The organism is Sphingomonas naphthae (genome assembly GCF_028607085.1).
In the GTDB taxonomy this organism is placed as follows: Bacteria; Pseudomonadota; Alphaproteobacteria; order Sphingomonadales; family Sphingomonadaceae; genus Sphingomonas_Q; species Sphingomonas_Q naphthae.
This window is the reverse complement of the sequence record NZ_CP117411.1, coordinates 3,806,172-3,829,753: the sequence shown is the minus strand read 5'-3', so window position 1 is coordinate 3,829,753 and position 23,582 is coordinate 3,806,172. Positions and strand designations below refer to the sequence as shown.

Genomic DNA, 23,582 nt, shown 5'->3' with positions numbered 1-23,582 from the left:
GAGCGCCGGTTGCGGGGAGCGGGTGCGCGACCTAGATCAGCGCGCATGAATCCGCTCCATCTCGGCCAATCCTCTTCGCTGCCCGCCTCCCCGGAGGAAGCGGTGCTGGATTATGTGCCCAATCCGCGGCCCGGCCGCCCCTATCTGGTGCGCTTCACCGCGCCCGAATTCACCTCGCTCTGCCCGGTCACCGGCCAGCCCGATTTCGCGCATCTGGTGATCGATTACGCGCCGGGCGCGACGATCGTCGAATCGAAGTCGCTGAAGCTGTTCCTCGGCGCGTTCCGCAACCATGCCGGCTTCCACGAGGATTGTACCGTCGGCATCGGCGAGCGACTGACGGCCGAGATGCAGCCGCTGTGGCTGCGCATCGGCGGATATTGGTATCCGCGCGGCGGCATCCCGATCGACGTGTTCTGGCAATCCGGCCCCCCGCCCGAGGGGATGTGGTTGCCGCCGCAGGACGTGCCGGGGTATCGCGGGCGGGGCTAGAGGCACAATGTTATGGATGCGTGTGAGGAGAGAGACATGACCCGCTGGATCGCTTTCGCTGCCGCCCTCGCGCTCACCGCCCCCGCCGTCGTGCAGGCCGCGCCGGTCAACGCCTATCAACAGCAGCTCCTGCGCCTGCCGGTCGTTCAGCAACGGGCGGCGTTGCGGTCGTCGATCCTGGGTTCGGGCCTCTATTGCCGGCGGATCGGCGATGTCGCCTATCAGCAGCCGTACAAGAATCTCTTCATGTGGGTCGCGCGGTGCGACAGTGGGGCGGATTATGGCCTGTTCGTCGGGCCGGACGGCACCGTCCAGCCACGCCTGTGCCGCGAACTGCCCAAGCTGAAGCTGCCCGAATGCCGCATCGGCGCGCTCAAGGCCGGGCCGAAGCCGCCGCCGCGCCCGAAATCCCCGGCGCTAACGGGCAGCTAACAGCAGCGTCAGTTCCGGCCCGGCTGCGTCGCTCAACTGGAGCGCATAGGTTCCGGGCTTGAGATTGAAATCCACGATCTGGCGAATGCCGCTGCACGGTGGCCCTTCGCTTGCGGCGCCCGCTTCGACCGGCCTCCCGTCCTTTACCATCGCCACCGAGGCGCGGGCCGATGTCGCGAGGCGGTAGACGCCCGCGCGCCAGATGGTGACGGCCACGACCGCTCCATAGGTGCCGCCGATGGGTGCACGAACGGGCGGCGTCGCCCAGCGCAGATCGACCACATCGACCAGCATCAGATCGGCGGCGGTGCCGGCGACGATGCCGCGCGTGGCGGGTACGGGCCTCGCCCAGCCCTCCATTCCGGCGGGCAGGACGACGGCCTCGCTGCACAGGGGCAAAGCGGATGCGGACGGTGGCGCGGCCTCCATCGCAAGGGCCGCCCACCACAGGATCATACGAGCTTGATCTCGCGCAACCGCTGCCAGAGATAGTCGTCCGCCGTGATCGGATCGGGGTAGAGGTCCGGCCGATCCGCGCTGATGCAAGACGGCAGCGTCTCGATCAGGAAATCGGGGCGGAAGTGGAGGAAGAAGGGCATCGAATAGCGCGAATAGCCGCGCCGCTCGGGCGCCGGATTCAGCACGCGGTGCGTCGTCGAGCGCAGGACGTTGTTGGTCAGCCGCTGGAGCATGTCGCCCACGTTGATCGCCAGTTCGCCCGGCTTGGGGCTGACGGCGATCCACTCGCCGCTGGTGTCGAGCAACTGCAGCCCGGCCTCCTCGGCGCCCAGCAGCAGCGTGATGGTGTTGATATCCTCATGCGCGCCGGCACGGATGTTGGGGCCGTCCTGCGGCACGGGCGGATAATGGAGCAGGCGGAGGACCGAATTGCCGTCCTCCACCTTGTCGTCGAACCAGTCGGCCGGCAGATCGAGATAGAGGGCGACAGCCGACAGCAGTTTGCGGCCGGCTTCCTCGAAGGCGGCGAACAATTCCAGCTGGGTGTCGCGGAATTCGGCGATCTCGGCGGGCCAAAGATTGGGCTTCATCACGCGCTCGAAGCGGTGGCCGGCGGGCAGTTCGCGACCGACGTGCCAGAATTCCTTCAAGTCGAACGCCTTGGCGTCCTTGGCGGTCTCGATCCCGAACGGGGTGTAGCCGCGCGCGCCGCCGGTGCCGGGAATGTGGTATTGCGCCTTCACCTCGACCGGCAGCGCAAAAAAGGCCTTGGCGGCGTTTTCGGCGCGCGCGATCAGATCGGCGGGGATGCCATGATCCGCCACGACGGCGAAGCCATAGCGTTTGAAGCTGTCGCCCAGCTCCTGCGAGAAAGCGGTCGGGTCGCGCTCATAGGCCGCCAGCGAGACGGCGGCGACGCCCTTGTCGACAAGTGTAGCCATGGCCCCGATTTACGCCGAAACGGCGGGCGGCGCCAGCCGGGGAGATGGTGGACGCGGCGTAAACCGCGAATAGGGCCTCAGCCGTGCGGATCGGCGCGGCGGACGCCGATCAACGTGCCGGCGGGGCCATCGATGCGCCGCCAGTCGAAATCGGGCCATTCGCGGCGCCAGCGGCGCGCCACCAGCCGCTCGCCGGGGCGCGCGGCATCGTCGAGCAGCACCACCCCGCCCGGCGCGATCCGGCCGAACAGGGATGCGGCGGCGCCGCGTACCATCGGATGGATCGCCCAGGGCGGGCCATCGACGATCATCATGTCGATCTGCGCCGGCAGGGGGCCGTGATCATACCATTGGCCGGGCCAGCCATCAGGCGGATCGGCGAGCGGCACGGCGCGGATGTCGGCGCCGAGCCCCTGCCGCGCCAGCATGGCGCGCGTATCGGCGGCGAATCCGGTGTCGCCATCGACGCTGACGAAGCTGCCGCCCTCCCCCACATTGGCGAGGCAGCGCGCCGCGACGAGGGTGGTGGTGCCGCCGCCGAATTCCACGATCGTGCGCGGGCGGCGGGTAAGAATCTCGTCGGCGATCAGGGTGAGGAAATTCGCGTCGGCCCGCCAGCTTCCGAGTTTGGCGGGCAGGGCATCGTCGGGCAGGCCGGTGCGGGCGAGCAGCGTGGCACGCGCGGCGGGCGATCCGCCGCCGAGGCTGCGCAACAGCCACGGCCAGCCGATCCCGCCGAACACGATGACGACCAGCATATCCCAGGCGGCGCGAAGCTGGGGCAGCAGGCGGACGATCTGCGGGGCGATGGCCGAACCCTGACCGAAAAGGATCAACCCACATCTCCCTCGCCGCGCCGGAAACGGCGGCACAGGCCCACATTGGCGCGGATCGCGACGGACTTGTGAAACTATTCCATAGGCTTGCCGCAAATCCGGCACGGTCCGTCGTTGCAACCGGAAGCGGGCAGGCCCGTTGGACAATCAGCGAAAACAGAAACCCAGGAGATATCCCATGCGTAAATTCCTGCTGACGGGCATGGCGCTTGCCGCCCTGCCGGCGATGGCTGGTGCCCAATTGCTCGGCGGACAGGCCGGCGGCGGCCTCGGCGGCACGGTCGGAGGCGTGACCGGTGGAGCCGGTGGCATGGCGGGCGGCACGATCGGCAGCCCCGGCCTGCCGACCGACCGGATCGACGGAACCGTCGATCGGGCGCAGGGCGTGACCGGCGCCACGGTCGATCGATCGCAGCGGGCCGCGAGCCGCGCGGCGGATCGCTCGCAGCGCGCGGCGGATCGTACGGTCGATCGCAGCCAGCGCGCCGCCGATCGGGCGACCGAACATGCCGACCATCGCGGCCACGACATGCCGGCCACCGGCGCTTCGGTGAACGGTTCGGCCAACACCGGCGTGGCGACGTCGAACGGCAGCACCGATGCGACCGGCGCGGCCGGCGTCTCGGCGGGCACCTCGCCCGGCGGGGTGAGCGCGAGCGCCGGCGCCTCGACGGGCGCGACGACCACGCCGCGGTGATCGCCGACTGATCCTCCCCCTGGCGGGGGAGGATTAAAGGTGGGGCACCCCCAAATCTGTTGATTTCCCGCGCGATCCGGCTTGCCAATCCCGGCGCCGGCCCCCAATCCCGGCGCATGAGCGCCAAGCCCCCGATCCTGCCCGCCGGCCAGAACGCTACCCGCCTGTGGGGCCTGACCTCCGAGCAACGGCTGGCGCGGATCGGCGCGGCGCAGGGGCATATGCTGTCGGGCGGGGCGCGGGCGACGACGGCGGCGATCGTCGCCAATCTCGCCTTCGTGTTCGATCCGGCCTGGCTGCGCACGATCAGCGCGAAGCCGGGCGCGGTGCTGATGCGCGACGGGGTGCCCGTCCTCGCCCATTGCCGCGACCAGCGCGAGGCGGCGGCGATGGCGCTCGCGATCGAGGGCAAGGCGCCGATCCCGGCCGATCTGGAGCGCATCCGCTTCGAGGAGGCCGACGCCCAGACCAACAACGAACTGCGCAAGAAGGAAAAGCCCTTCGTCGAGCGGCTGGTGCCCGAGGCGGTGCCCGCGCTGGAGCGCGCAAGCTATTTCGGCGCCTACAAGGGCGTGACCGATCTGCTCACCAAATATCTGTGGCCCGAATGGGCGCTGGTCGCGACCCGCTGGTGCGCGGCGCGCGGCATCACCCCCAATCAGGTGACGAGCGTGGGCATCGCGCTCTGCCTCGCCGCGACGGTCGCCTTCTGGTTCGGCTATTATTGGGCCGGCATGGCGATGGGGCTGGTGTTCATGGTGCTCGACACGGTGGACGGCAAGCTCGCCCGCTGCACCATCACCTCGTCCAAGCTGGGCGACTTCCTCGATCATGGCGTCGATCTCGTCCACCCACCCTTCTGGTGGTATGCCTGGGGGGTGGGGCTGCACGCCTATGGCCGGCCCCTCAGCCCCGCGAGCTTCGCGATCGTGATGGCGACGATCCTGGCGGGCTATGTCGTCCAGCGGCTGATCGAGGGGGCGTTCATCGCCCAGTTCAAGATGCACATCCATGTGTGGGAGCGGTTCGACAGCTGGTTCCGCCTCATCACCGCGCGGCGCAATCCGAACATGGTGATCCTGTTCGCCAGCGTCGTGATCTTCCGCCCCGATTGGGGGCTGATCGCGGTGGCGGCGTGGACCGGCCTGTCGTGCCTGGTCCATCTCGTCCGGCTGGTGCAGGCGTGGATGGTCCGCGCGAAGGGCGGCGAGATTCGGAGCTGGCTGGCATGAACGACACCATCGTGCGCTTCGGCTATCCCGCGACCTTGATCGCCGAGCATGAGCATTGGGTGGTGCTGCTGCGGCCCGACCAGCCGACCCTGGGATCGCTGGTGCTGGCGGCCAAGGCCGAGGCGACCGCCTTCCACGCCTTGCCGCCGGCCGCCTTCGCGGAAATGGGCGCGGTGGTCGTCTCGATCGAACGCGCGCTGAAGGCGGCGGTGGATTATGCGAAGATCAATTATCTGATGCTGATGATGGTGGACCCGCACGTCCACTTCCACGTCATCCCCCGCTACGATGGCGAGCGGAACGCCGAGGGCGTGACGGTCGGCGACGCGGGCTGGCCCAAGGCGCCGGCGCTGGGCGAGGCCGTGTCGCTGGATGCCGCGCGGACCGACGCGCTGGTGGCGTGGCTGAAGGGCCATTTCGCGGGCTGAGGCCGACATTGGCCATATTCTCAACCCGTTCGTGTCGAGCGTAGTCGAGACACCTGCGCGCGGGGCCGTACCTCGACTTCGCTCGGTACAAACGGTGGGTGTTGACGCCGGCGATCAAAAATCCTTCGCCAATGTGAGCGCCACGCCCGACCCCGGCCTGGCGTCGCCCGCCACCTTGAAGCGCTGCTCCACCGCCAGCACGCCCGCCCCGCCCGGCAGGCGCAGCGCGGCGCGGGGGCCGATGTCGAGGCGGCTGACGCCGGGTTGCGCGGCGCCCCACACGCCGCCGCCCAGCGCCGCGCCCTTCGAGACCGGGCGCACCACCCGCACCGCGCCGTCGGCGAAAAGATCGCGGCGGTTGGCGCCGACCACGCCGGCCTGGCCGTAGCCGTCCATCACCAGCCCCTTGCCCTCGCCGTAGAAGCCGCCCGCCAGATAGGCCGCCCAGGCATCGCGCCCGCCCGCATCCAGCGCGAAGCGGCGTTCGGCGGACAGGCGCGCGGCGTTGCCGGCCAGCAGCCAGTCGATCCCCAGCGCCGCCTCGCGCCCCGGCACGCCGAGTGCCGCCGACAACCGCCCCGCCGCGACGATCCGCGCGCCGAGGCGATAGGCGATCCGCACCCCCGCCTGCGATCCGCCGAGCTGCCCGCCGGATGCCAGCGCGCGCGGCCCGCTGCCCTGCCGCACATAGGCCCAGGCGGACCCCGTCCAGCGGCTGGTGGCACGCAAGGGCGCGACGGGGGCATCGGGCGGGAGCGGGACATAGGGCATGGCCTCCGCCGCCGCGATATCGGCGGGGGTGAGGTAGAGGCCCTCGCGGGGCATGTCGCGCCCGCCGCTCTGCGCGGCGAGCAGGACGAACTGGAGATCGCGATCGACGCCGGGCGGGGCTTCGTCGGAGCGGCGCGCGGTCTCCAGGATCGTCGGTCGAAGATAGGGCGTGAAGGGCGGCAGGGGCGCGGCGACCGCTGCGGGCGGCGCCACGCGCACCGTCTGCCGCACCGCCTCGACCGGCGCTTCCTCCGCCACCCACGGCACCAGCAGCGCCGCGCGCAGCCCGCCCCAGCCGGCGAGCGTGCCGATGATGAAGCGCAAGGGGCGGGATCGCAGGTTCAGCCGCACGGCAGATCCCGCGGGAAATGGTGGCGCGTCTTGTCCCAGCGGGGCGGGCCTTCGGGCGTCACCAGATAGGCCATCACGGCGCGGCGGGCGGCGGCCATGGCGATGATGTTCGCCGGCACGATGCGCAACAGCGAGCGCGCGCCCTCCGCCAGCCCGTAAAGCCGCGTGACCATCGCCATGCGCATCCCCGCGCGCCAGAAGAGCAGGCCGAAATTGAACCAGAGCAACCCTTCGAACCACGGCCCGATCGCGGGCGCGACACCGAAAGCGATGCTGAGGATCAGCAGCAGCGAGGCGCCGTAGCCGCCGGCCGTCACGACGGCGGCGAGGATCGAGCGCCGGTCGCGCAGCCGCATCCACCCCTCGGCCAGCCCCCCGGCCCAGCCGAGCCGGTCCCACCCCGCCAGCGCGATGCCGGTAAGCCAGCGGGTCTTCTGGCGGACGGCGGTGTCGAAGCTGGCGGGGAAATAGGCGCGCACGGCGACCAGCGCGCCGCCGGGGGCCGATCGCATCGAAACGAACACGCCGCGCCCGCCGAAATTGGCGAGCCGCAGCCCCATTTCATAATCTTCAGTCAGGCTGCCTTCGTCGAACGGGCGCCCGCCGTTCGCTTCGGCCATCCGCGCCATCGCGGCGCGGGCGATCGCGCAACCGACCCCGGCGGAGGGCACGCCAGCCCCCAGCGCCTCGCGCACGATCAGGGTGCGGCCATGGGCCTCGGCGAACTCGTCGGCATAATGGCCGGAGACGAAGCGCCGCCACCCGCCCTCGATCAGCGGCAGCACGGGCAGCTGGACCAGATCGAACCGCTCGATCAGCCGGTCGAAGATCTTCAACTCGGCCGGATGCACCACATCCTCGGCATCGTGCAGCACCACCGCCTTGAACGGCCGGCCCTCGATCCGCTCGTCGAGCAGCAGCCGGCGCCACAGCCGGTTGAGACATTCCGCCTTGGTGGTCGGGCCGGGCAGGGTGCCGCCGACCATCGTGATACGCGCATCGTCCACCGCGCGGATAGCCGCCTGCGTGTCGGGATCGTTCGGATAGACGCCGACATAGAGGCGGTAATCGGCATGATCGTAGCGATCGAGCGCGGCGCGCAGCATCGGCCCGATCACCTCGGCCTCGCGCCACGCGCCGACGAACACCGCGATGCGGCCGGGAGCGTCGGGCGGGGGCAAATCGGCCGCCGTCATGCGGGGATGGCGGCGATAGACGGTCACACGCCGCCACCCCGCCCGCGCCAGCCAGATCAGATCGACCGCGAGATCGTCGATCCCGCCGATCGCCAGCCCCACGGCGGCGAACAGCATCAGCTCGTAGGTGGCGCCCGCCAGCACAGCGCCGGCCAGCGCGCCGAAATCCGCCATATCATGCCCCCCGCGAGCCGATCATGGCCGGGCGGGGAGGTTTCTGTAAATCCCTGATTTTTGCAGCGCAGCACGCTTCGACGGTCGATCGGCGTTGCCCGCGCGGGCAACTTGGGGGAGGAGGGGGCATGCGCGCACCCTCGATCCTTCGCTCCTTCCTCCACAACGAAGCCGCCGGCGGGCTGCTGCTGATGGGCGCGGCCGCGCTGGCGATGGTGATCGCCAATTCGCCGCTGGCGCCGGGCTATTTCGGCCTGCTTCACGCTTATGCCGGCCCGCTGAGCGTGCATCACTGGATCAACGACGGGCTGATGGCGCTGTTTTTCCTGCTCGTCGGGCTGGAGATCAAGCGCGAGCTGATCGTGGGGCATCTCTCGCAACCCAGCGACCGCGTGCTGCCGGTGATCGCGGCGGTGGCGGGGATGGCGGCGCCGGCGATCGTGTATCTCGCCATCGCCGGGGGCACGCCGGGGCTGGCGCGCGGCTGGGCGGTGCCGGCGGCGACCGATATCGCCTTCGCGCTGGGCGTGCTGGCGCTCCTCGGGGGCCGCGCGCCGACATCGCTGAAGCTGTTCCTGACGACGGTGGCGATCGTCGACGACATGGGCGCGGTCGTCATCATCGCGGTGGCCTACACGGCTTCGTTGAACCTGCTCGCGCTCGCCGCGGCGGCGGGCGTGCTGGCCTTGATGGTCGCGCTCAACCGGCGCGGGGTGCGGCGTCTCGGCCCCTATCTGCTGCTGGCGGCGCTGTTGTGGCTGGCGGTGCTGCTGTCGGGCATCCACGCCACGATCGCGGGCGTGCTGGCCGCCCTCACCATCCCCCTGCGCGCGCCCGACGGCGAGCATCGCGACGGGCCGCTGTCGAGGCTCGAACATGGTCTCCACCCCTGGGTCGCGTTCGGCATCGTGCCGCTGTTCGGCCTCGCCAACGCCGGCGTGCCGCTGGGGGGGCTGGGGCCGGAGGTGCTGATCGCCCCCGTCACCCTCGGGATCGCGGCGGGGCTGTTCGTCGGCAAGCAGGTGGGCGTCTTCGCCGCGATCCGCGCCGCCACGGCGCTCGGCCTGGCCCAACGGCCGGCCGGGACGAGTTGGGCGCAATGCTATGGCGTAGCGCTGCTTTGCGGCGTGGGCTTCACGATGAGCCTGTTCATCGGCGCACTGGCCTTCACCGATCCCTTGCTCGGCGAGGAAGTGAAGATCGGCGTGCTGGGCGGATCGATCCTGTCCGCGCTGGCGGGGGCGGCCGTGCTGGCGTGGGCGGGGCGGGCGAGCAAAAGCTGACCGTGCTCCGGCGCAGGCCGGAGCACGGTGTTGTTACGCTTCGGGCGGCGTGTCCTCGTTGACCGGCTTCGGTGTCACCGTCGCGCCCGCCACCAGCGCGTCGAGGGTCGAGCCGTCGAAGCCGAGTTCCTTCATCAGCCCGTCGATCACCGGGGCCTGCGCGCGATAGCGGAGCGCCGCCGCGACGGCCGAGTCGGCGAGGTTCTGGTCGCCGGCGGGGCGGGTGCCCCCGGCGCCGGCCGCGCCACCAGCGCCGTTGCCCGTCAGCCCATCGACCTGCACGATCCGGATCGAATCGATCGCCTCCATCGGCCTGGCCGCCTCGCGGATGATTTCGGGCAGCACCTTCAGCAGCGCCAGCTTGGTCTGGAGCGAGACCTGTTCGGAGGACAGCAAATTGGCGGCGTCGTTCACCGCGCGCTGGCCGGCGGCCTCCACCTCGAAGCGGACGCGGGCCGCGTCGGCGCGGAGCTTGTCGGCGTCGGCCTCGCCCTCGGCGGCGGCGCGCAGCGCGGCGGCGCGGTCGGTGGCGGCGTTCTTCTCGGCCTCGGCCTGCACCTGGATGCCGATGGCGCCGCGCTCGGCCTCCTTGGCGGCCTCGATCAGCTCGATGCGCTTGGCGCGCTCGGCGATCTCGGTCTGGCGGGCGGTGGCGACCTGCTCCTCGGCGGCGACGGCGGCGGCGCGGGCCTTGTCGGCCTCGGCGCGCGCCTGACTTTCCTCGCGACTCTTGTTCTGCACCGCGATCTGCTGCTCCTGCCGCGCGATCTCGAGCGACTGGGCCTGCGCGATCTTGGCCTGCTGGACGGCGCGATCGGCCTCGATCTGGGCGGAGTCGGTCAGCTGCTTGGCGGAGATGCGGGCGGCATCGGCCTCGCGCTGGCGCTCGGATTGCTGGCGCGCGATCTCGGAAGACTGCTCGGCACGGCGCATCTCGACCTCGCGCTCCTGCTCCAGCCGGGCGAATTCCGTGTCGCGGCCGATGATGAAGGACTGGCGCTGCGCCTCCAGATTTTTCGCCTCGATCTGGACGCGGGTATCCTGCTCGATGTCGTTGCGCGCCTTCTTGCGCAGCTCGATCTGCTCGGTCAGCTTGGTCAGGCCCTCGGCATCGAAGGCGTTGTTGGCGTTGAAATGTTCGATCGAGGTCTGGTCGAGCCCGGTCAGCGACACGCTCTCCAGCTCCAGCCCGTTCATGGCCAGATCGGCCGACGACACCTGCTGCACCTTCTGCACGAAATCGCTGCGCTGCTCGTGGAGCTGGTTCATCGTCATGCCCGCCGCGACCGAGCGGAGCGCATCGACGAACTTGCCCTCGACCAGCTCCTTCAGATGCTCGGGCTGCATCGTGCGGAGGCCGAGCGTCTGCGCCGCCATGGCGATCGCCTCACGATCGGGCCGGACGCGGACGTAGAATTCGGCCTTCACGTCGATGCGCAGGCGATCGAGCGTGATGAGCGCGTCGGCATTCTTGCGCTCCACCGCCAGCCGCACGGTGTTCATGTTGACCGGCATCGTCTCGTGAAAGACCGGCAGCACCAGCGCGCCGCCGTTCATCACCACCTTCTCCCCGCCGAAGCCGGTGCGGACGAAGGCGATCTCCTTGGAGGCGCGGCGATAGAGGCGGGCGATGATGAGGCCCAGGATGACCAGCGCGACCACCGCGACCGCCGGCACCAGCACATAGGTGCCGCCCAGCTGGCTCAGCAGCCCGGGCTCCACCAGCGGGCCGGCGGTGGTGGCGGGGAGCGTGGTCGTATCGGTCATCGGCTGATCCAGTCGGAGAAGTCCGCGCGGCCGCTGGGGATGGCGCGGAAGATGGAGTTTTCGAGGCGGCAGAGGCGGACCTGCTCGCCCTCGGCGAAGGCGAGCGCGGCGTCGTCGGGCTCGACCATGACGTAGTGCGACTGGCCGTGGAAATCGCGCACCCGCGCCTTGGCTGGCGAGCCCCGCGTGGCGCGGCCGACGACGATCTCGCCCGTCAGCCCGACGAGCTGGTCGATGCCGATGGCGCTGGTTTCGTCGCGCGGGATGATGCGCGCCGCGACCCGGCCGAGCAAAGCGGTAACGGGCCACGCCGCGACCGCCGCCCCCGGCACCGCGATCGCGGGCGAGAGCAGCCCGCCCAGATGATCGAGCGCGAACTGCTGGCCGACGAGGCCGATCGTGCCGAAGGCGGCGAGGAACAGCACCAGCGTCATCAGCAGCGGCAGGCGGCCGAGCCCAAGCCAGTCGAGCCAGTGCAGGTCGCCATCGGCGCCCAGATCGTGGCCGAGCGCGCTCGAGCCGAGGCCGATCGCCTCCAGCACCCCGATCAGCAGCATCGTCACCAGCGCCACCACGAACGCGACATTCGGCCCGGCGCCCAGAAACTCCAGCATCGAATCCCCCCGGAACGGGAGCCTAGCCGAGCCGCCCGCATCGTCCAACCACAGGCTTGCCCATTTCGGAACCCTATGCTGCGCCGCACGTATCACAACCATCATATGGTATGGCCGGGGGCCGTCGCACCTTTCGCGCGCGACACCCCGTTGCTACACGCGCCGCCACATACCGCATCGCACAAAGGGGACTCACCCAATGACCGCCGTCGGACAGGACACGCTCAACACTCGCGATACGCTGGACGTCGGAGGCAAGACGATTGCCTTCTACTCGCTCGCCAAGGCCGCCGAGACGCTGGGCGATGTAAGCCGCCTGCCTTTTTCGATGAAGGTGCTGTTGGAGAACCTGCTGCGTTTCGAGGACGGATCGACCGTCACCGTCGATGATCTGAAGGCGATGGTGCAGTGGATCAGCGATCGATCGTCCGAGCGCGAGATCCAGTATCGCCCGGCGCGCGTGTTGATGCAGGATTTCACCGGCGTGCCTTGCGTCGTCGATCTGGCGGCTATGCGTGACGCCATGTCGAAGCTGGGCGGCGATCCGCAGAAGATCAATCCGCTGGTGCCGGTTCACCTCGTGATCGATCATTCGGTGATGGTCGACGAGTTCGGCAATCCCAAGGCGTTCCAGGACAATGTCGATCTCGAATATCAGCGCAACATGGAGCGTTACGAGTTCCTGCGCTGGGGCAGCAAGGCGCTCGACAATTTCAAGGTGGTGCCGCCCGGCACCGGCATCTGCCATCAGGTGAACCTCGAGAATATCGCGCAGACGACCTGGGTGTCGAAGGGCGTCGATGGCGAGCTGATCGCCTATCCCGATACTTTGGTCGGCACGGACAGCCACACCACGATGGTCAACGGTCTCGGCGTGCTCGGCTGGGGCGTCGGCGGGATCGAGGCGGAGGCCGCCATGCTCGGCCAGCCGGTGTCGATGCTCATCCCCGAAGTCGTCGGCTTCAAGCTGACGGGCACGCTTTCCGAAGGTATCACCGCGACCGACCTTGTGCTGACGGTGACGCAGATGCTGCGCGCCAAGGGCGTCGTCGGCCGCTTCGTCGAATTCTACGGGCCCGGCCTCGATTCGCTCAGCCTGGCGGATCGCGCGACCATCGCCAACATGGCGCCCGAATATGGCGCGACCTGCGGCTTCTTCCCGGTGGACAGCGCCACGATCAACTACCTCCGCCTGACCGGGCGCGACGAGTGGCAGATCGAGCTGGTCGAGGCCTATGCCAAGGCGCAGGGCATGTGGCGCACGGCCGGCGCGCCGGACCCGGTGTTTACCGATACGCTGGCCCTCGACATGTCGACCGTGCAGCCGTCGCTGGCGGGGCCGAAGCGACCGCAGGATCGCGTGCTGCTGTCCAACGTGGACGACAATTTCAACAACGAGCTGGTCAAGGGCTACAAGAAGACCGGCGAGGCCGACGTGCGCGTCGATGTCGACGGTGCCGAATATCAGGTCGGCCATGGCGACGTGGTGATCGCCGCCATCACCAGCTGCACCAACACCTCCAACCCCAACGTGCTGGTCGCGGCCGGCCTCGTCGCGCGCAAGGCCCATGCGCTGGGCCTGACGAGCAAGCCGTGGGTCAAGACCTCGCTGTCGCCGGGCAGCCAGGTGGTGACGGACTATCTCAACAAGTCCAAGCTGACCGACGATCTGAACGCGCTCGGCTTCAACCTGACCGGCTACGGCTGCATGACCTGCATCGGCAATTCCGGGCCGCTGCCCGCGCCGATCAGCAAGGCGATCAACGAGAACGACCTCGTCGCCGCCTCGGTCCTGTCGGGCAACCGCAATTTCGAGGGGCGCGTGTCGCCCGACGTACGCGCCAATTTCCTCGCCTCGCCGCCGCTCGTCGTCGCTTATGCGATCAAGGGCACCGTGCGCGAGGACATCACCACCGAGCCGATCGGCCAGACGCCCGAGGGCAAGAACGTCTTCCTGAAGGACATCTGGCCGACCAACCAGGAGGTGACCGACGTCATCACCTCGGTGATCGACAGCGAGATGTATCGCACCCGCTACGCCAACGTGTTCGAGGGCGACCGCAAGTGGCGCGCGATCAACATCGAGGGATCGGATCGCTACACCTGGTCGGCGGGCTCGACCTATGTCGCCAACCCGCCCTATTTCGAGGGTCTCTCGATGACGCCGGCGCCCGTGTCCGACATCATCGAGGCGCGGCCGCTCGCCATCCTCGGCGATTCGATCACGACCGATCACATCAGCCCGGCGGGCTCGATCAAGGCGGACAGCCCGGCCGGCCGCTACCTTCAGGAGCATCAGGTCGCCCGCGCCGATTTCAACAGCTACGGCGCGCGGCGCGGCAACCATGAAGTGATGATGCGCGGCACCTTCGCCAACATCCGCATCAAGAACGAGATGGTGCCCGGCATCGAGGGCGGGATGACCAAATATATCCCGACCGGCGAGGCGATGGCGATCTACGACGCGGCGATGCGCTACAAGGCGGACGGCACCCCGCTGGTCGTGGTGGCCGGCAAGGAATATGGCACCGGCTCGTCGCGCGACTGGGCGGCCAAGGGCACCAACCTGCTCGGCGTGCGCGCCGTGATCGCCGAGAGCTTCGAGCGCATCCACCGTTCGAACCTGGTCGGCATGGGCGTGCTGCCGCTGCAATTCCCGGAGGGCACCGATCGCGCCAGCCTGAAGCTGGACGGCACCGAACGCTTCACCATCGAAAATGTCGCGAGCCTGCGCCCACGCCAGACGGTGACGGTGAAACTGATCCGCGCCGACGGCAGCGAGGAAAGCTTCGACGCGCGCTGCCGGATCGATACCGTCAACGAGCTGGAATATTTCCTCAACGGCGGCATCCTGCAATATGTGCTGCGGAAGCTGGCGGCGTAAACGGCGGATATTGGCGGACGGGAGGGGCGGCCTGAGAGGGCCGCCCTTTCTTATTCCTCCCCTGCAAGGGGAGGGGGACCATCGCGGAGCGATGGTGGAGGGGTGACCCGTTCTCGATAGGGCGATACCCCTCCGTCAGCCCTGCGGGCTGCCACCTCCCCTTGGAGGGGAGAATTGCCACCAAAGTCCGCAAGCCATGGACCGCGCGTCCTCTTGCCCCGCGCTATCACCCCCGGCATCCCCAAGCAGGAGGCCCGACATGCGCGATACGTCCCTCGACCTGTGGCACCAACGGATCGGCCGCGCCGCCGCCTTGCTCACCGCGCGGCTCGACGATCCGCCCGCACTGGAGGAACTGGCTTCGGCGGCGGCGGTGTCGCCCTTCCATTTCCACCGCATCTGGCGCGCGCTGACCGGCGAGACCGTCGCCGAGACGGTGCGGCGGCTGCGGATCGAGGGCGCGCAGGCGATGTTGGCGGCGGGCGGCGGCAGCGTGACCGAGGCGGCGATGGCGTCCGGGTTCGGCACGCCGCAGAGCTTCGCCCGCGCCTTCCGCCGCCAGACCGGCATGAGCCCGAGCGACTGGCGTGCCCGGCCCGCGCTGGCGCTGGTCGGCGATCGGCCGCCCGCGCCGATCGAGATCGTCTGGCGCGACGCAATCGAGGTGGTGGCGCTGCGCCGCACCGGCGGGGCCTACGCCAACCTCAACGCCAGCTTCCAGGCGGTGTGGGACTGGGCCGAGGGCGCGGGGCGGCTTGAGGGGTTTACCGGACTCTACGGCATCCCCCATGATGATCCGGCGAGCGTGCCGGTCGACGCGCTGCGCTACGACGCCTGCCTCGCCCTCGGCGCGGCAAGCCCGCCCGCCCCCTTCCACAGCGTCACACTCGCCGCCGGCGATCATGCGGTGATCCGCCATGTCGGCGATTACGACGCGCTGGAGGCGATCGACCAATATCTTGTCGGCGAATGGCTCCCCGCCTCCGGCCGCGAACCGGCCGACGCGCCGCTGATCCACCATTTCCTGACCGACCCGGAAAACACCCCGGTCGAGCAATGGACGACCGACGTGCTGCTGCCGCTCAGGCCCTGATCATTCCCGCTGGGCGACGGCGAGCCCCATGATCGCCGTCGCCAGCCGCGCCGCGACGAGGCCCGACAGCCGGTGCGTGTCGTCGCGCTCCGGCACATATTCGACCAGCGCGAGCCCCGCGATCGTCGCCTTGGCGGCCACGCCGCGCACCAGCCGGATCATGTCCTCATAGCTCAGCCCGCCGGGGGTGGGCATGTTGACGGCGGGGAGCACGGCGGGATCGATGCCGTCGCAGTCGATCGAGATGAACACGCGCCCGCCGGCGGGAATATGGTCGAGCGCGGCGGCCGGCCCGCGATCGTGCCAGTCGTAGCTGGTGACGATATGGCTGCCCCAGTTCCGCGCATCGTCATGCTGCCACTTCTCGCCCGAGCCGAGGCCCCGGATGCCGACCTGCACCATGCCGGTGACATGCGCCATCTCGGCGGCGCGGCGCATCGGCGAGCCATAGCCATAGGCATTGCCCCGGATCACGTCGGCCCAATCGACGTGCGCGTCCACCTGGAGGATCGTCAGCCGGCCTTCGTCGGCGAAGGCGGCGATCGTCGGGATCGGCACGCTGTCGTCCCCGCCCAGCATGATCGGCACCGCGCCCGCCGTCAGCACCCGCCGCACCGCCGCCTCGATCGCGGCGCGATTGCCCTCGGCATCGTAGGTGGTGGTTGTCACATCGCCCGCATCCACCATGCCACGATGCTCGCCCTTGGCCGGGAAGAAGGTCTGGTCGATGTCGAAATCATATTGCGCCAGCGACCCGGCGAATTGCATCGACGCGGCGCGCAGCGCGGCCGGCGCCTTGGCGGCATGGCTGGCGACACCCTTCACATAGGGCGAGGCTTCGGCGGCGCCGAGGACGACGGCGCTGGGGCTGTCGAGCGCGGCGAGATCGGCGCGGGGCAGGCCGATGAAGGTGGGGCTGGTCATGCGCGGTGGGACGAACGGTGAGGGCGGGGGTTCCGAATAATCCTCCCCGGCACGGGGAGGTGGCGCGCGAAGCGTGACGGAGGGGGCTCTCCCCGAAGCGCGGCGATCGTGGATCGCCCCCTCCACCATCGCTGCGCGACGGTCGCCCTCCCCGTGCCGGTGAGGATTTACAGCCGGTCGAACAGCGCCGCGATATAGGCGATCGTGCACAGGCCGATCAGCGGGGCGATCGCCTCGTGCAGCCGCCGGTGGCGGGCGATCAGGGCAAGCACCGAAAGGCCGGCGAAGGCGAAGTGGAACGCCAGATTGCGCGGCTCGGGCAGGCGGCCGTCGAGCATCCAGTCCTTCAGGAGACTGGCCGCCAGCATGGCGATGGTCAGGCTGTAGAAGGGGCCGATCTCGCGATAATAATGCGCCTTCAGGTCGATCGTCTCGCCGGCCGGCATGTCGGGCAGGATCAGCGCCGCCAGCATGTAGAGGAAGATCGTCTGCGCGAGGATCACGCTGAAGGTGCCAAAGGTCCACCCCTTGTAATCATTGAGCCCGAAGCTCGCCCACCAGCTCTGCGTGGCGAACAGCAGGATCAGGACGGACCATATGAGCGTCGGCGGATAAAGGATGATCCGGGCGCGGGCGAGCAGCATCCCGCGATAGCCCTGCAATATCTGCGTCATCGCCAGACCGATGATGATCGAGAGCAGCACCGACAGATAGGAAAAGGCGTCCATCGGCAGGGCTCCCGATTGTCGGGAGATCGTCCCTTATTCCGGCGCCGCGCGCAACGCCTGCTCGAGCCAGTCGGGCATCAGCACGTCGTCGGCGCCCGCCAGCGCCTCCACCCGCCGCCGCGCCACCGCGAGGCGGAGATCGGGATACCAGACGTTCGCCGCCTCGCCCGGATCGCTCCCGGCGCGCACCACCACCAGCCGGCGCGACACTTTCTGCCGCCAGTTCATCCGCGCGGTATTCTCCTGGCCGACATAGCAGCCCTTGGTGAAGCTCACGCCGTTCAGTTCGGCGGCGTTAGCCTCCAGCCACAGGGTCTTGTCGGTGCCGAGTTCGGCCATGCCCTCCGTCACGCCGAGCGACAGGCGGTGCGGGCGCCAGCCCTCTGCGGCGGCCCCCGGCGGCGCGATCCAGCGGCGGCCGAGCGCGGGCAGGCGCGGATCGGGCTCGGCGTCACCATCCAGCGCCCAATGCACCGCCAGCGCCGGATCGCGCGCGATCGTGATCGGGCGGCGCAGGCGATAGAGGCCGAGGCGGCGGGCCAGCGCGTCGGCCTGAATGTCCTCGCAATCGATCAGGATGTCGTCGCCATCGGCCCACAGCAGGAAATCGAACAGCGCCTTGCCCTGCGCCGAGAGCAGCCCCGCCCACACCGGCAGCGGCCCGGTCACGTCGGACGTGACCAGCCCTTGCAGGAAGCCCCGCACATCGGGGCCGGACAGGCGGAGCAGGGCGCGGTCGGCGAGCATGGTCATGGCTTCCATAAGGAACGGCGCGCCCCGTCTTTCAAGGGATACGGCCGGAATGCCGGCACTACCGCTTGCCAGCACCGACCCGTTCGTGCTGAGCGCAGTCGAAGCACGGGAGGCGAGGCGCACCGTTTGTGGCCCGTCCTTCGACTGCGCTCAGGACGAACGGAGCCTTTATGCCAGCGCCCACCTACGATCTGATCCTCAAGAACGGCATCGTCTGGACGCCCGGCGGCCCGGTCGAAACCTCCATCGGCGTGCGCGACGGCACGATCGTGGCGCTGGGCGCCACCGGAGACGCGGGCGAGACGGTCGATTGCAGCGGCCTCACCATCCTGCCCGGCGTGATCGACAGCCAGGTTCATTTCCGCGAGCCGGGGCTGGAGGCCAAGGAAGATCTGGAGAGCGGCAGCCGCGCCGCCGTGCTGGGCGGCGTGACGGCGGTGTTCGAAATGCCCAACACCAAGCCCAATACCGATTCGGCCGAGGCCATCGCCGACAAGCTGGCCCGCGCGAAGGACCGGATGTGGTGCGACCATGCCTTCTACGTCGGCGCCACCAACAACAACGCGCCGGACCTTGCCGAACTGGAGCGGCTGCCCGGCACGGCGGGGGTGAAGATCTTTATGGGCGCCTCCACCGGCGACCTGCTCGTGTCGGACGATGGCAATCTCGCCCGCGTGCTGGCGAGCGGCCACCGCAGGGTCGCGATCCACGCCGAGGACGAGGAGCGGATGCAGGCGCGGATGGGCGAGCGGATCGAGGGCGACCCCGCCAGCCACCCCGTCTGGCGCGACGACGAGAGCGCGTTGCTCGCCACCCGCCGCATCCTGCGCCTCGCGCGGGAGGCGAAGCGCCGCATCCACATCCTCCACATCACCACGCCCGCCGAACTGGAGCTGATCGCGCGGCACAAGGATCTGGCAACCTGCGAGGTCACGCCGCAGCATCTGACCCTGGCGGGCGAGGAGGCCTATCCGACGATCGGCACCTTCGCCCAGATGAACCCGCCGATTCGCTCGGCCGCGCACCGCGACGGCCTGTGGCACTGGCTCAACCAGGGCGTGCCCGACGTGCTGGGTTCGGATCACGCGCCGCACACGCTGGAGGAAAAGGCCAAACCCTATCCCGCCTCGCCCTCCGGCATGCCCGGCGTGCAGACCTTGCTGCCCTTGATGCTGAACCATGTGGCGGAAGGCCGCCTTACGCTCGCCCGCCTGATCGAGCTGACCTCCGCCGGCCCGCAGCGCGTGTTCGGGCTCACTCGGAAGGGGAGGATCGCGGCGGGCTATGACGCCGATTTCACCGTCGTCGATCTGAAGGCGCGCTGGACGATCGAGGAAAGCTGGCTCGCCTCGCGCTGCGGCTGGTCGCCCTTCACCGGCAAGGCAATCACCGGCAAGCCGATCGGCACCTTCATTCGCGGCAACAAGGTGATGTGGGAAGCGACGCTCGCGCCTCAGGCGATCGGCGCGCCGGTGCGCTTCGATCCGGTCGTGTGGGGGTGAATCCCGCAGGGCCGCCGTCCGACGGCTGGGCGGAATCAGCCGGGGCGTGGATCGCCGACATGGGCGAGGAGGGCGATTTCGGCCGCCGCTTCGTCCTCGACGAACCGATGCTGCGGCTGGCGACGGCCGCCGCGCCCGCCACCGCGCTCGACGTCGGCTGCGGCGAAGGGCGCTTCTGCCGGATGCTGCGCGCCAACGGCATCGCGACGGTGGGCGTGGACCCGACCGAAGCCCTGATCGACCGGGCCCGCGCGCGCGATCCGGCGGGCGACTATCGCCTTGGCCGGGGCGAGGCGCTTGATTTGCCCGACGCCGGCTTCGATCTGGTCGTCAGCTATCTCTCGCTGATCGACATGCCCGATGTCGCGGCCGCCATCGCGGAAATGGCGCGCGTGCTGCGCCCCGGCGGCACCCTGCTGATCGCCAATCTCAACGGCTTCAACACCGCCGGGCAGACGCTCGGCTGGATGCAGGATCTGTCGGGCAATTCGCATTTCGGGATGGATCATTATCTCGACGAACGCGCCGACTGGATCGAATGGCGTGGCATCCGCGTGCAAAACTGGCATCGCCCGCTCGGCCGCTACATGGAATTGCTGCTGGGCGCGGGCCTCACCTTGACCCATTTCTCCGAACCCGCCCCCACCGGCGGCGATGCCCGCCGCGTCAAACGCTACCGCCGCGCGCCGTGGTTCCTGGTTATGGCGTGGACCCGGCCGGGGGTTTGAGCGACTGTTCGATCAACCGCCGTCGCCGGGTCGCTTCGCGTCCAGCAGCGGCGTGATCCACCGCCGCGAAATCCAGATTACCGCCGCGAGCAACAGCCCCCACGGCAGCAGCGTGATGAAGATCACCAGCAGGGCCGCCGAGCCCCAGACGATGTTCGACCAGCCATCCTTGAGGGCGCCGAGGATCGGACCATCGCTGAAGCCCGGATCCACTTCGCCCGATTCATAGGCGAAGCGCATCGGTGTGCCGGCCAGCTTGCGCTGAGCCTCGTCGCGCGCGGTCTGCGCCTGCCTCCGCCCATCGGCGAGTTGGGCCAGCCGCGTCTGGATTTGCGTGCGCTCGGCCGAGCCCAGCCCCGGCTTCTGGAGTTGCGCCGTCAGGTCGCGCTGCTCCTGATCGACACTGACGCCAGTCCGATCGCCGCTCGCGACCGCCACGCCGACATCCTCGCTGTTTATATCAGCCGAGGTGAGCATCCCGCCTTGCGCCACGACCGCATCGATGCCGCGCTTGCCGAACGCCCGCGCGATGTCGGGCGCCAGCATCACCTCCAGCGATGCCACGATCCGGCGCTGCGGCTGGACCCGATAGGTCATGAAGGCCACGCGACAGCGTGCCACGCCCAGCGCCTCGCATTGTGCGGCATGGACTTCCTGAAGCGCCGCCACCCGCGCGACCGGCACGCGAAAGACGTAGCTGTAGGTCATCGCTACACCCGCCGCCGGCGTGGCGCCGACATCCGGACCCTTCGCCTCCTCGGCGACGTCTGGCGCACCACCGTCGGGCGCAGGCTTGCTGCATCCGGCAAGAAGCAGGAGGCCCATCGCGAGGCCGGCGATCGTCGTCCGCATCATGTGCCCCCCGGCCTGACCCGAATGCTCAGCCCTTCTTCAGCGCACCCTCGATCGCGGCGCGCACTTCGGGGCTGTCGGGGGTCGCCTTGCTGCCGAAGGCGGCGACGATCTGGCCGTTCTTGCCGATCAGATATTTGTGGAAGTTCCACTTGGGCGTGTTGTCCGCGCCCATCTTGGCGGCGGCCCATTTGTAGATCGGGATCGCCTGCGGGCCGACCACGTCGGATTTCTCCGTCAGCGGGAAATTGATGCCGAACTTGGATTTGCAGAAGCCCGCGATCTCGCTGTTCTTGGCATATTCCTGCCCGCCGAAATCGGCCGAGGGCACGCCGAGCACGGTGAAGCCCTTGGGCTTATATTCGGTCTGGATCTTCTGGAGCGCCTCGTACTGCGGGGTGAAGCCGCAGAAGCTGGCGGTGTTGACGAGCAGGACGACCTGTCCCTTGAACTTCTTGAGCGGGAGCGGCGCGCCGTCGATCGCGACGAGCTGGAAATCGGTCGCCTTCATCCTGGCCGCCTGTGCCGCCGCCATCGGCGGAGTGGCCGGGATTTCGGGGTGGGCGGCATAGACCGCCGCGCAGAGGCCCAGGATGGCGAAACCGGCGACCGCGGAAACCTTGCCCATCGTCACTCTCCCAGCGGGCGGCAGGCCCCCCCGAGCCACGCCTTCACCTCGCCTTCCACACGGGGGCCGACGATCGCCAGCACCTGCGCATGATAGGCATTCAACCATGTAAGTTCGGTGGAGTCGAGTAGGGCGACGTCGATCAGGCTGGCGTCGATCGGCGCGAAGGTGAGCGTCTCGAAGCCGAGGCAGGGTTTTTCGGCCCCGGCCACGTCGCGCGGCTCGACGAGGATGAGGTTCTCGATGCGGATGCCGTACTCGCCCGCCTTGTAGTAACCGGGCTCGTTGGAGAGGATCATGCCCGCGCGCAACGGCTCGTCCCCGCCGACATACGCCCCGCCGACCGGGGCGATGCGCTGCGGCCCCTCGTGCACCGCGAGATAGGCGCCGACGCCATGGCCGGTGCCATGGGCGTAATCGAGGCCGTGGCTCCACAGGAACTGGCGGGCGAGCGTATCGAGCTGGCCGCCGCGCGTCCCTTCCGGAAAGACCGCGCGGGCGAGCGCGATATGGCCCTTGAGGACGAGGGTGAAGCGGGTGCGCATCTCCTGCGTCGGCGTGCCCACCGCGATGGTGCGGGTCACGTCGGTCGTGCCGTCCTGATATTGCCCGCCCGAATCGACGAGGTAGAGCGTGCCCGGCTCGATGCGGCGATCGCTTTCCTCGGTGACGCTGTAGTGCGGGCTGGCGCCGTTGGGGCCGGCGGCCGAGATGGTGCCGAACGACAGATCCTTCAGCACGCCGGTTTCGTCGCGCAGCGCGCGGAGGTGCGCGGCGGCGGACAATTCGGTGAGCCCCCCCTTGGGCGCCTCGATCGAGAGCCAGTGCAGGTAGCGTACCAGGGCGGCCCCGTCGCGCGCCTGCGCGGCGCGGTGGCCGGCGATCTCGGTGGCGTTCTTCATCGCCTTCGGCAGCACGGCCGGATCACGCCGGGCGAGGATCTTCGCGCCCGCCTCCTCCAGCGTGCCGAAGATGGCCGAGACGGCACGCTCGGGATCGACGATCACGCTCTTGCCGGCGAGCGAGGCCAGCGCCGGGCGGAAGGCGGCGCGGTCGTGCACGCGCACCGCATTGCCGAGATGCTGGCGCACGCTGTCGTCGAGCTTTTCGGGCGCGACGAACAGATCGGCGGTGCCGTCGGCATGGACCAGCGCATAGGCCAGCGCGACGGGGGTGTGATCGACATCCGCGCCGCGCACGTTGAACGTCCAGGCGATCGAATCGAGCGCGGAGAGGACGGCGGCGTCGGCGCCCGCCTCGGTCAGCGTATCGGCGATCGTCTGGCGCTTGTCGGCCGAGGAGCGCCCGGCGAGATCGTCGGGCTGGACGACAAGGCGCGCGGCCGAGGGCTGGGGCTTGTCGGGCCAGATGGCGTCGATCGGATTGGTGTCCACCGCGACCAGTTCGGCGCCGCTGGCGGCCAGCGCTCGGGTCGCCTGCACCACCCAATCCTTGGTATGCAGCCACGGATCATAACCGATCCGCGCGCCCGACCCGGCATGGGCGCCGAGCCATTCGGCGGCACTGGTCTGCGGCACCGACTGATATTGCCACAAGGCGCCATCGACCTGCTCGCGCACCTGCAACGTATAGCGCCCGTCGACGAAGATCGCGGCGTCGGCCGGCAGCACAACCGCCGATCCGGCCGATCCCTGAAAGCCGGTCAGCCACGCCAGCCGCTGGGCATAAGCGCCGACATATTCGCTCATATGCTCGTCGGTAAGCGGCACGACGAAACCGTCGAGCCGGCGGCGGGCGAGTTCGTCGCGGAGCGCCTTGAGGCGATCTTCATAGGTGGACATGATACTTTCCTCCGT

The 23,582-nt window shown here is 69.3% G+C and carries 23 protein-coding genes; 10 read left to right on the top strand and 13 right to left on the bottom strand.

The window, feature by feature from the left end; genetic code table 11:
- Positions 1-45 precede the first annotated feature (45 nt).
- Both queF and PQ455_RS18455 read left to right on the top strand, forming a co-directional pair.
- Entirely contained in the window at positions 46-492 is a 447-nt protein-coding gene (queF, locus tag PQ455_RS18460; RefSeq protein ID WP_273687882.1) for a preQ(1) synthase, read from the top strand.
- A gap of 36 nt (positions 493-528) precedes the next feature.
- Positions 529-924 carry a hypothetical protein gene (locus tag PQ455_RS18455; protein ID WP_273687879.1) on the top strand — a complete coding sequence of 132 codons (396 nt, stop codon included), beginning with the start codon at positions 529-531 and terminating at the stop codon, positions 922-924.
- Here PQ455_RS18455 and PQ455_RS18450 read toward each other — a convergent pair.
- The 3 genes from PQ455_RS18450 to PQ455_RS18440 form a co-directional block, all read right to left on the bottom strand.
- Complete coding sequence (locus PQ455_RS18450; RefSeq protein ID WP_273687878.1) at positions 910-1,380, bottom strand: hypothetical protein; 471 nt, start codon at positions 1,378-1,380, stop codon at positions 910-912. The genes PQ455_RS18455 and PQ455_RS18450 overlap by 15 nt on opposite strands.
- Positions 1,377-2,324: an isopenicillin N synthase family dioxygenase gene (locus PQ455_RS18445; RefSeq protein WP_273687876.1), complete on the bottom strand. Its 948-nt coding sequence runs from the start codon at positions 2,322-2,324 to the stop codon at positions 1,377-1,379. The genes PQ455_RS18450 and PQ455_RS18445 overlap by 4 nt, the downstream gene beginning before the upstream one ends.
- A gap of 77 nt (positions 2,325-2,401) precedes the next feature.
- Positions 2,402-3,160, bottom strand: a complete 759-nt coding sequence (locus PQ455_RS18440) for a class I SAM-dependent methyltransferase (RefSeq protein ID WP_273687874.1) — start codon at positions 3,158-3,160, stop codon at positions 2,402-2,404.
- 178 nt (positions 3,161-3,338) lie between these two features.
- On the opposite strand from PQ455_RS18440, the gene PQ455_RS18435 reads away from it, so the two are divergent.
- The 3 genes from PQ455_RS18435 (at position 3,339) to PQ455_RS18425 (ending at position 5,517) form a co-directional block, all read left to right on the top strand.
- Entirely contained in the window at positions 3,339-3,857 is a 519-nt protein-coding gene (locus tag PQ455_RS18435; protein ID WP_273687872.1) for a hypothetical protein, read from the top strand.
- A 116-nt stretch (positions 3,858-3,973) separates the two neighbouring features.
- Positions 3,974-5,089: a CDP-alcohol phosphatidyltransferase family protein gene (locus PQ455_RS18430; protein ID WP_273687869.1), complete on the top strand. Its 1,116-nt coding sequence runs from the start codon at positions 3,974-3,976 to the stop codon at positions 5,087-5,089.
- A complete protein-coding gene (locus PQ455_RS18425) occupies positions 5,086-5,517 on the top strand; it encodes an HIT family protein (RefSeq protein WP_273687867.1) in 432 nt (143 codons plus the stop codon). The genes PQ455_RS18430 and PQ455_RS18425 overlap by 4 nt, the downstream gene beginning before the upstream one ends.
- Before the next feature lie 114 nt (positions 5,518-5,631).
- On the opposite strand, the gene PQ455_RS18420 is transcribed toward PQ455_RS18425, so the two are convergent.
- Both PQ455_RS18420 and PQ455_RS18415 read right to left on the bottom strand, forming a co-directional pair.
- Entirely contained in the window at positions 5,632-6,639 is a 1,008-nt protein-coding gene (locus PQ455_RS18420) for a hypothetical protein (protein ID WP_273687865.1), read from the bottom strand.
- Positions 6,630-8,009 carry a glycosyl transferase family protein gene (locus PQ455_RS18415; protein ID WP_273687862.1) on the bottom strand — a complete coding sequence of 460 codons (1,380 nt, stop codon included), beginning with the start codon at positions 8,007-8,009 and terminating at the stop codon, positions 6,630-6,632. Before PQ455_RS18415 ends, PQ455_RS18420 begins: the two co-directional genes overlap by 10 nt.
- A gap of 128 nt (positions 8,010-8,137) precedes the next feature.
- Here PQ455_RS18415 and nhaA point away from each other — a divergent pair, with 128 nt between their 5' ends.
- The gene (gene nhaA, locus PQ455_RS18410) at positions 8,138-9,292 is read left to right on the top strand and encodes a Na+/H+ antiporter NhaA (RefSeq protein ID WP_273687861.1); all 1,155 of its coding nucleotides are present in this window, start codon (positions 8,138-8,140) and stop codon (positions 9,290-9,292) included.
- Between the two features lie 33 nt (positions 9,293-9,325).
- Here the strand turns inward: nhaA and PQ455_RS18405 are convergent, their stop codons facing one another.
- Together PQ455_RS18405 and PQ455_RS18400 are read right to left on the bottom strand one after the other, a co-directional pair.
- Complete coding sequence (locus tag PQ455_RS18405; protein WP_273687860.1) at positions 9,326-11,059, bottom strand: flotillin family protein; 1,734 nt, start codon at positions 11,057-11,059, stop codon at positions 9,326-9,328.
- Complete coding sequence (locus PQ455_RS18400; RefSeq protein ID WP_273687859.1) at positions 11,056-11,673, bottom strand: YqiJ family protein; 618 nt, start codon at positions 11,671-11,673, stop codon at positions 11,056-11,058. Before PQ455_RS18400 ends, PQ455_RS18405 begins: the two co-directional genes overlap by 4 nt.
- A gap of 199 nt (positions 11,674-11,872) precedes the next feature.
- Between PQ455_RS18400 and acnA the strand changes: the two genes are divergently transcribed.
- Positions 11,873-14,557: an aconitate hydratase AcnA gene (gene acnA / locus PQ455_RS18395; RefSeq protein ID WP_273687858.1), complete on the top strand. Its 2,685-nt coding sequence runs from the start codon at positions 11,873-11,875 to the stop codon at positions 14,555-14,557.
- A gap of 259 nt (positions 14,558-14,816) precedes the next feature.
- A complete protein-coding gene (locus PQ455_RS18390) occupies positions 14,817-15,650 on the top strand; it encodes an AraC family transcriptional regulator (protein ID WP_273687857.1) in 834 nt (277 codons plus the stop codon).
- Here the strand turns inward: PQ455_RS18390 and PQ455_RS18385 are convergent, their stop codons facing one another.
- The 3 genes from PQ455_RS18385 to ygfZ all read right to left on the bottom strand — a co-directional run bounded on the left by PQ455_RS18385 (position 15,651) and on the right by ygfZ (position 18,064).
- On the bottom strand, positions 15,651-16,574 hold the full coding sequence (locus tag PQ455_RS18385) for an arginase family protein (RefSeq protein WP_273687856.1): 924 nt from the start codon (positions 16,572-16,574) through the stop codon (positions 15,651-15,653).
- Between the two features lie 167 nt (positions 16,575-16,741).
- Positions 16,742-17,302, bottom strand: a complete 561-nt coding sequence (locus PQ455_RS18380) for a hypothetical protein (protein WP_273687855.1) — start codon at positions 17,300-17,302, stop codon at positions 16,742-16,744.
- Between the two features lie 33 nt (positions 17,303-17,335).
- Positions 17,336-18,064, bottom strand: a complete 729-nt coding sequence (gene ygfZ, locus PQ455_RS18375) for a CAF17-like 4Fe-4S cluster assembly/insertion protein YgfZ (protein WP_273687854.1) — start codon at positions 18,062-18,064, stop codon at positions 17,336-17,338.
- A gap of 161 nt (positions 18,065-18,225) precedes the next feature.
- Here ygfZ and PQ455_RS18370 point away from each other — a divergent pair, with 161 nt between their 5' ends.
- Both PQ455_RS18370 and PQ455_RS18365 read left to right on the top strand, forming a co-directional pair.
- Positions 18,226-19,557 carry a dihydroorotase gene (locus PQ455_RS18370; protein ID WP_273687852.1) on the top strand — a complete coding sequence of 444 codons (1,332 nt, stop codon included), beginning with the start codon at positions 18,226-18,228 and terminating at the stop codon, positions 19,555-19,557.
- On the top strand, positions 19,554-20,285 hold the full coding sequence (locus PQ455_RS18365; RefSeq protein WP_273687849.1) for a class I SAM-dependent methyltransferase: 732 nt from the start codon (positions 19,554-19,556) through the stop codon (positions 20,283-20,285). Before PQ455_RS18370 ends, PQ455_RS18365 begins: the two co-directional genes overlap by 4 nt.
- A gap of 12 nt (positions 20,286-20,297) precedes the next feature.
- Here the strand turns inward: PQ455_RS18365 and PQ455_RS18360 are convergent, their stop codons facing one another.
- Genes PQ455_RS18360 through PQ455_RS18350 form a run of 3 tightly spaced genes read right to left on the bottom strand, consistent with a single transcriptional unit; the run spans position 20,298 to position 23,567 of the window.
- Positions 20,298-21,137, bottom strand: a complete 840-nt coding sequence (locus tag PQ455_RS18360; protein WP_273687847.1) for a DUF4349 domain-containing protein — start codon at positions 21,135-21,137, stop codon at positions 20,298-20,300.
- Between the two features lie 28 nt (positions 21,138-21,165).
- Positions 21,166-21,765 carry a glutathione peroxidase gene (locus PQ455_RS18355; protein ID WP_273687846.1) on the bottom strand — a complete coding sequence of 200 codons (600 nt, stop codon included), beginning with the start codon at positions 21,763-21,765 and terminating at the stop codon, positions 21,166-21,168.
- A gap of 2 nt (positions 21,766-21,767) precedes the next feature.
- The gene (locus PQ455_RS18350; RefSeq protein ID WP_273687844.1) at positions 21,768-23,567 is read right to left on the bottom strand and encodes an aminopeptidase P family protein; all 1,800 of its coding nucleotides are present in this window, start codon (positions 23,565-23,567) and stop codon (positions 21,768-21,770) included.
- Positions 23,568-23,582: the final 15 nt, after the last annotated feature.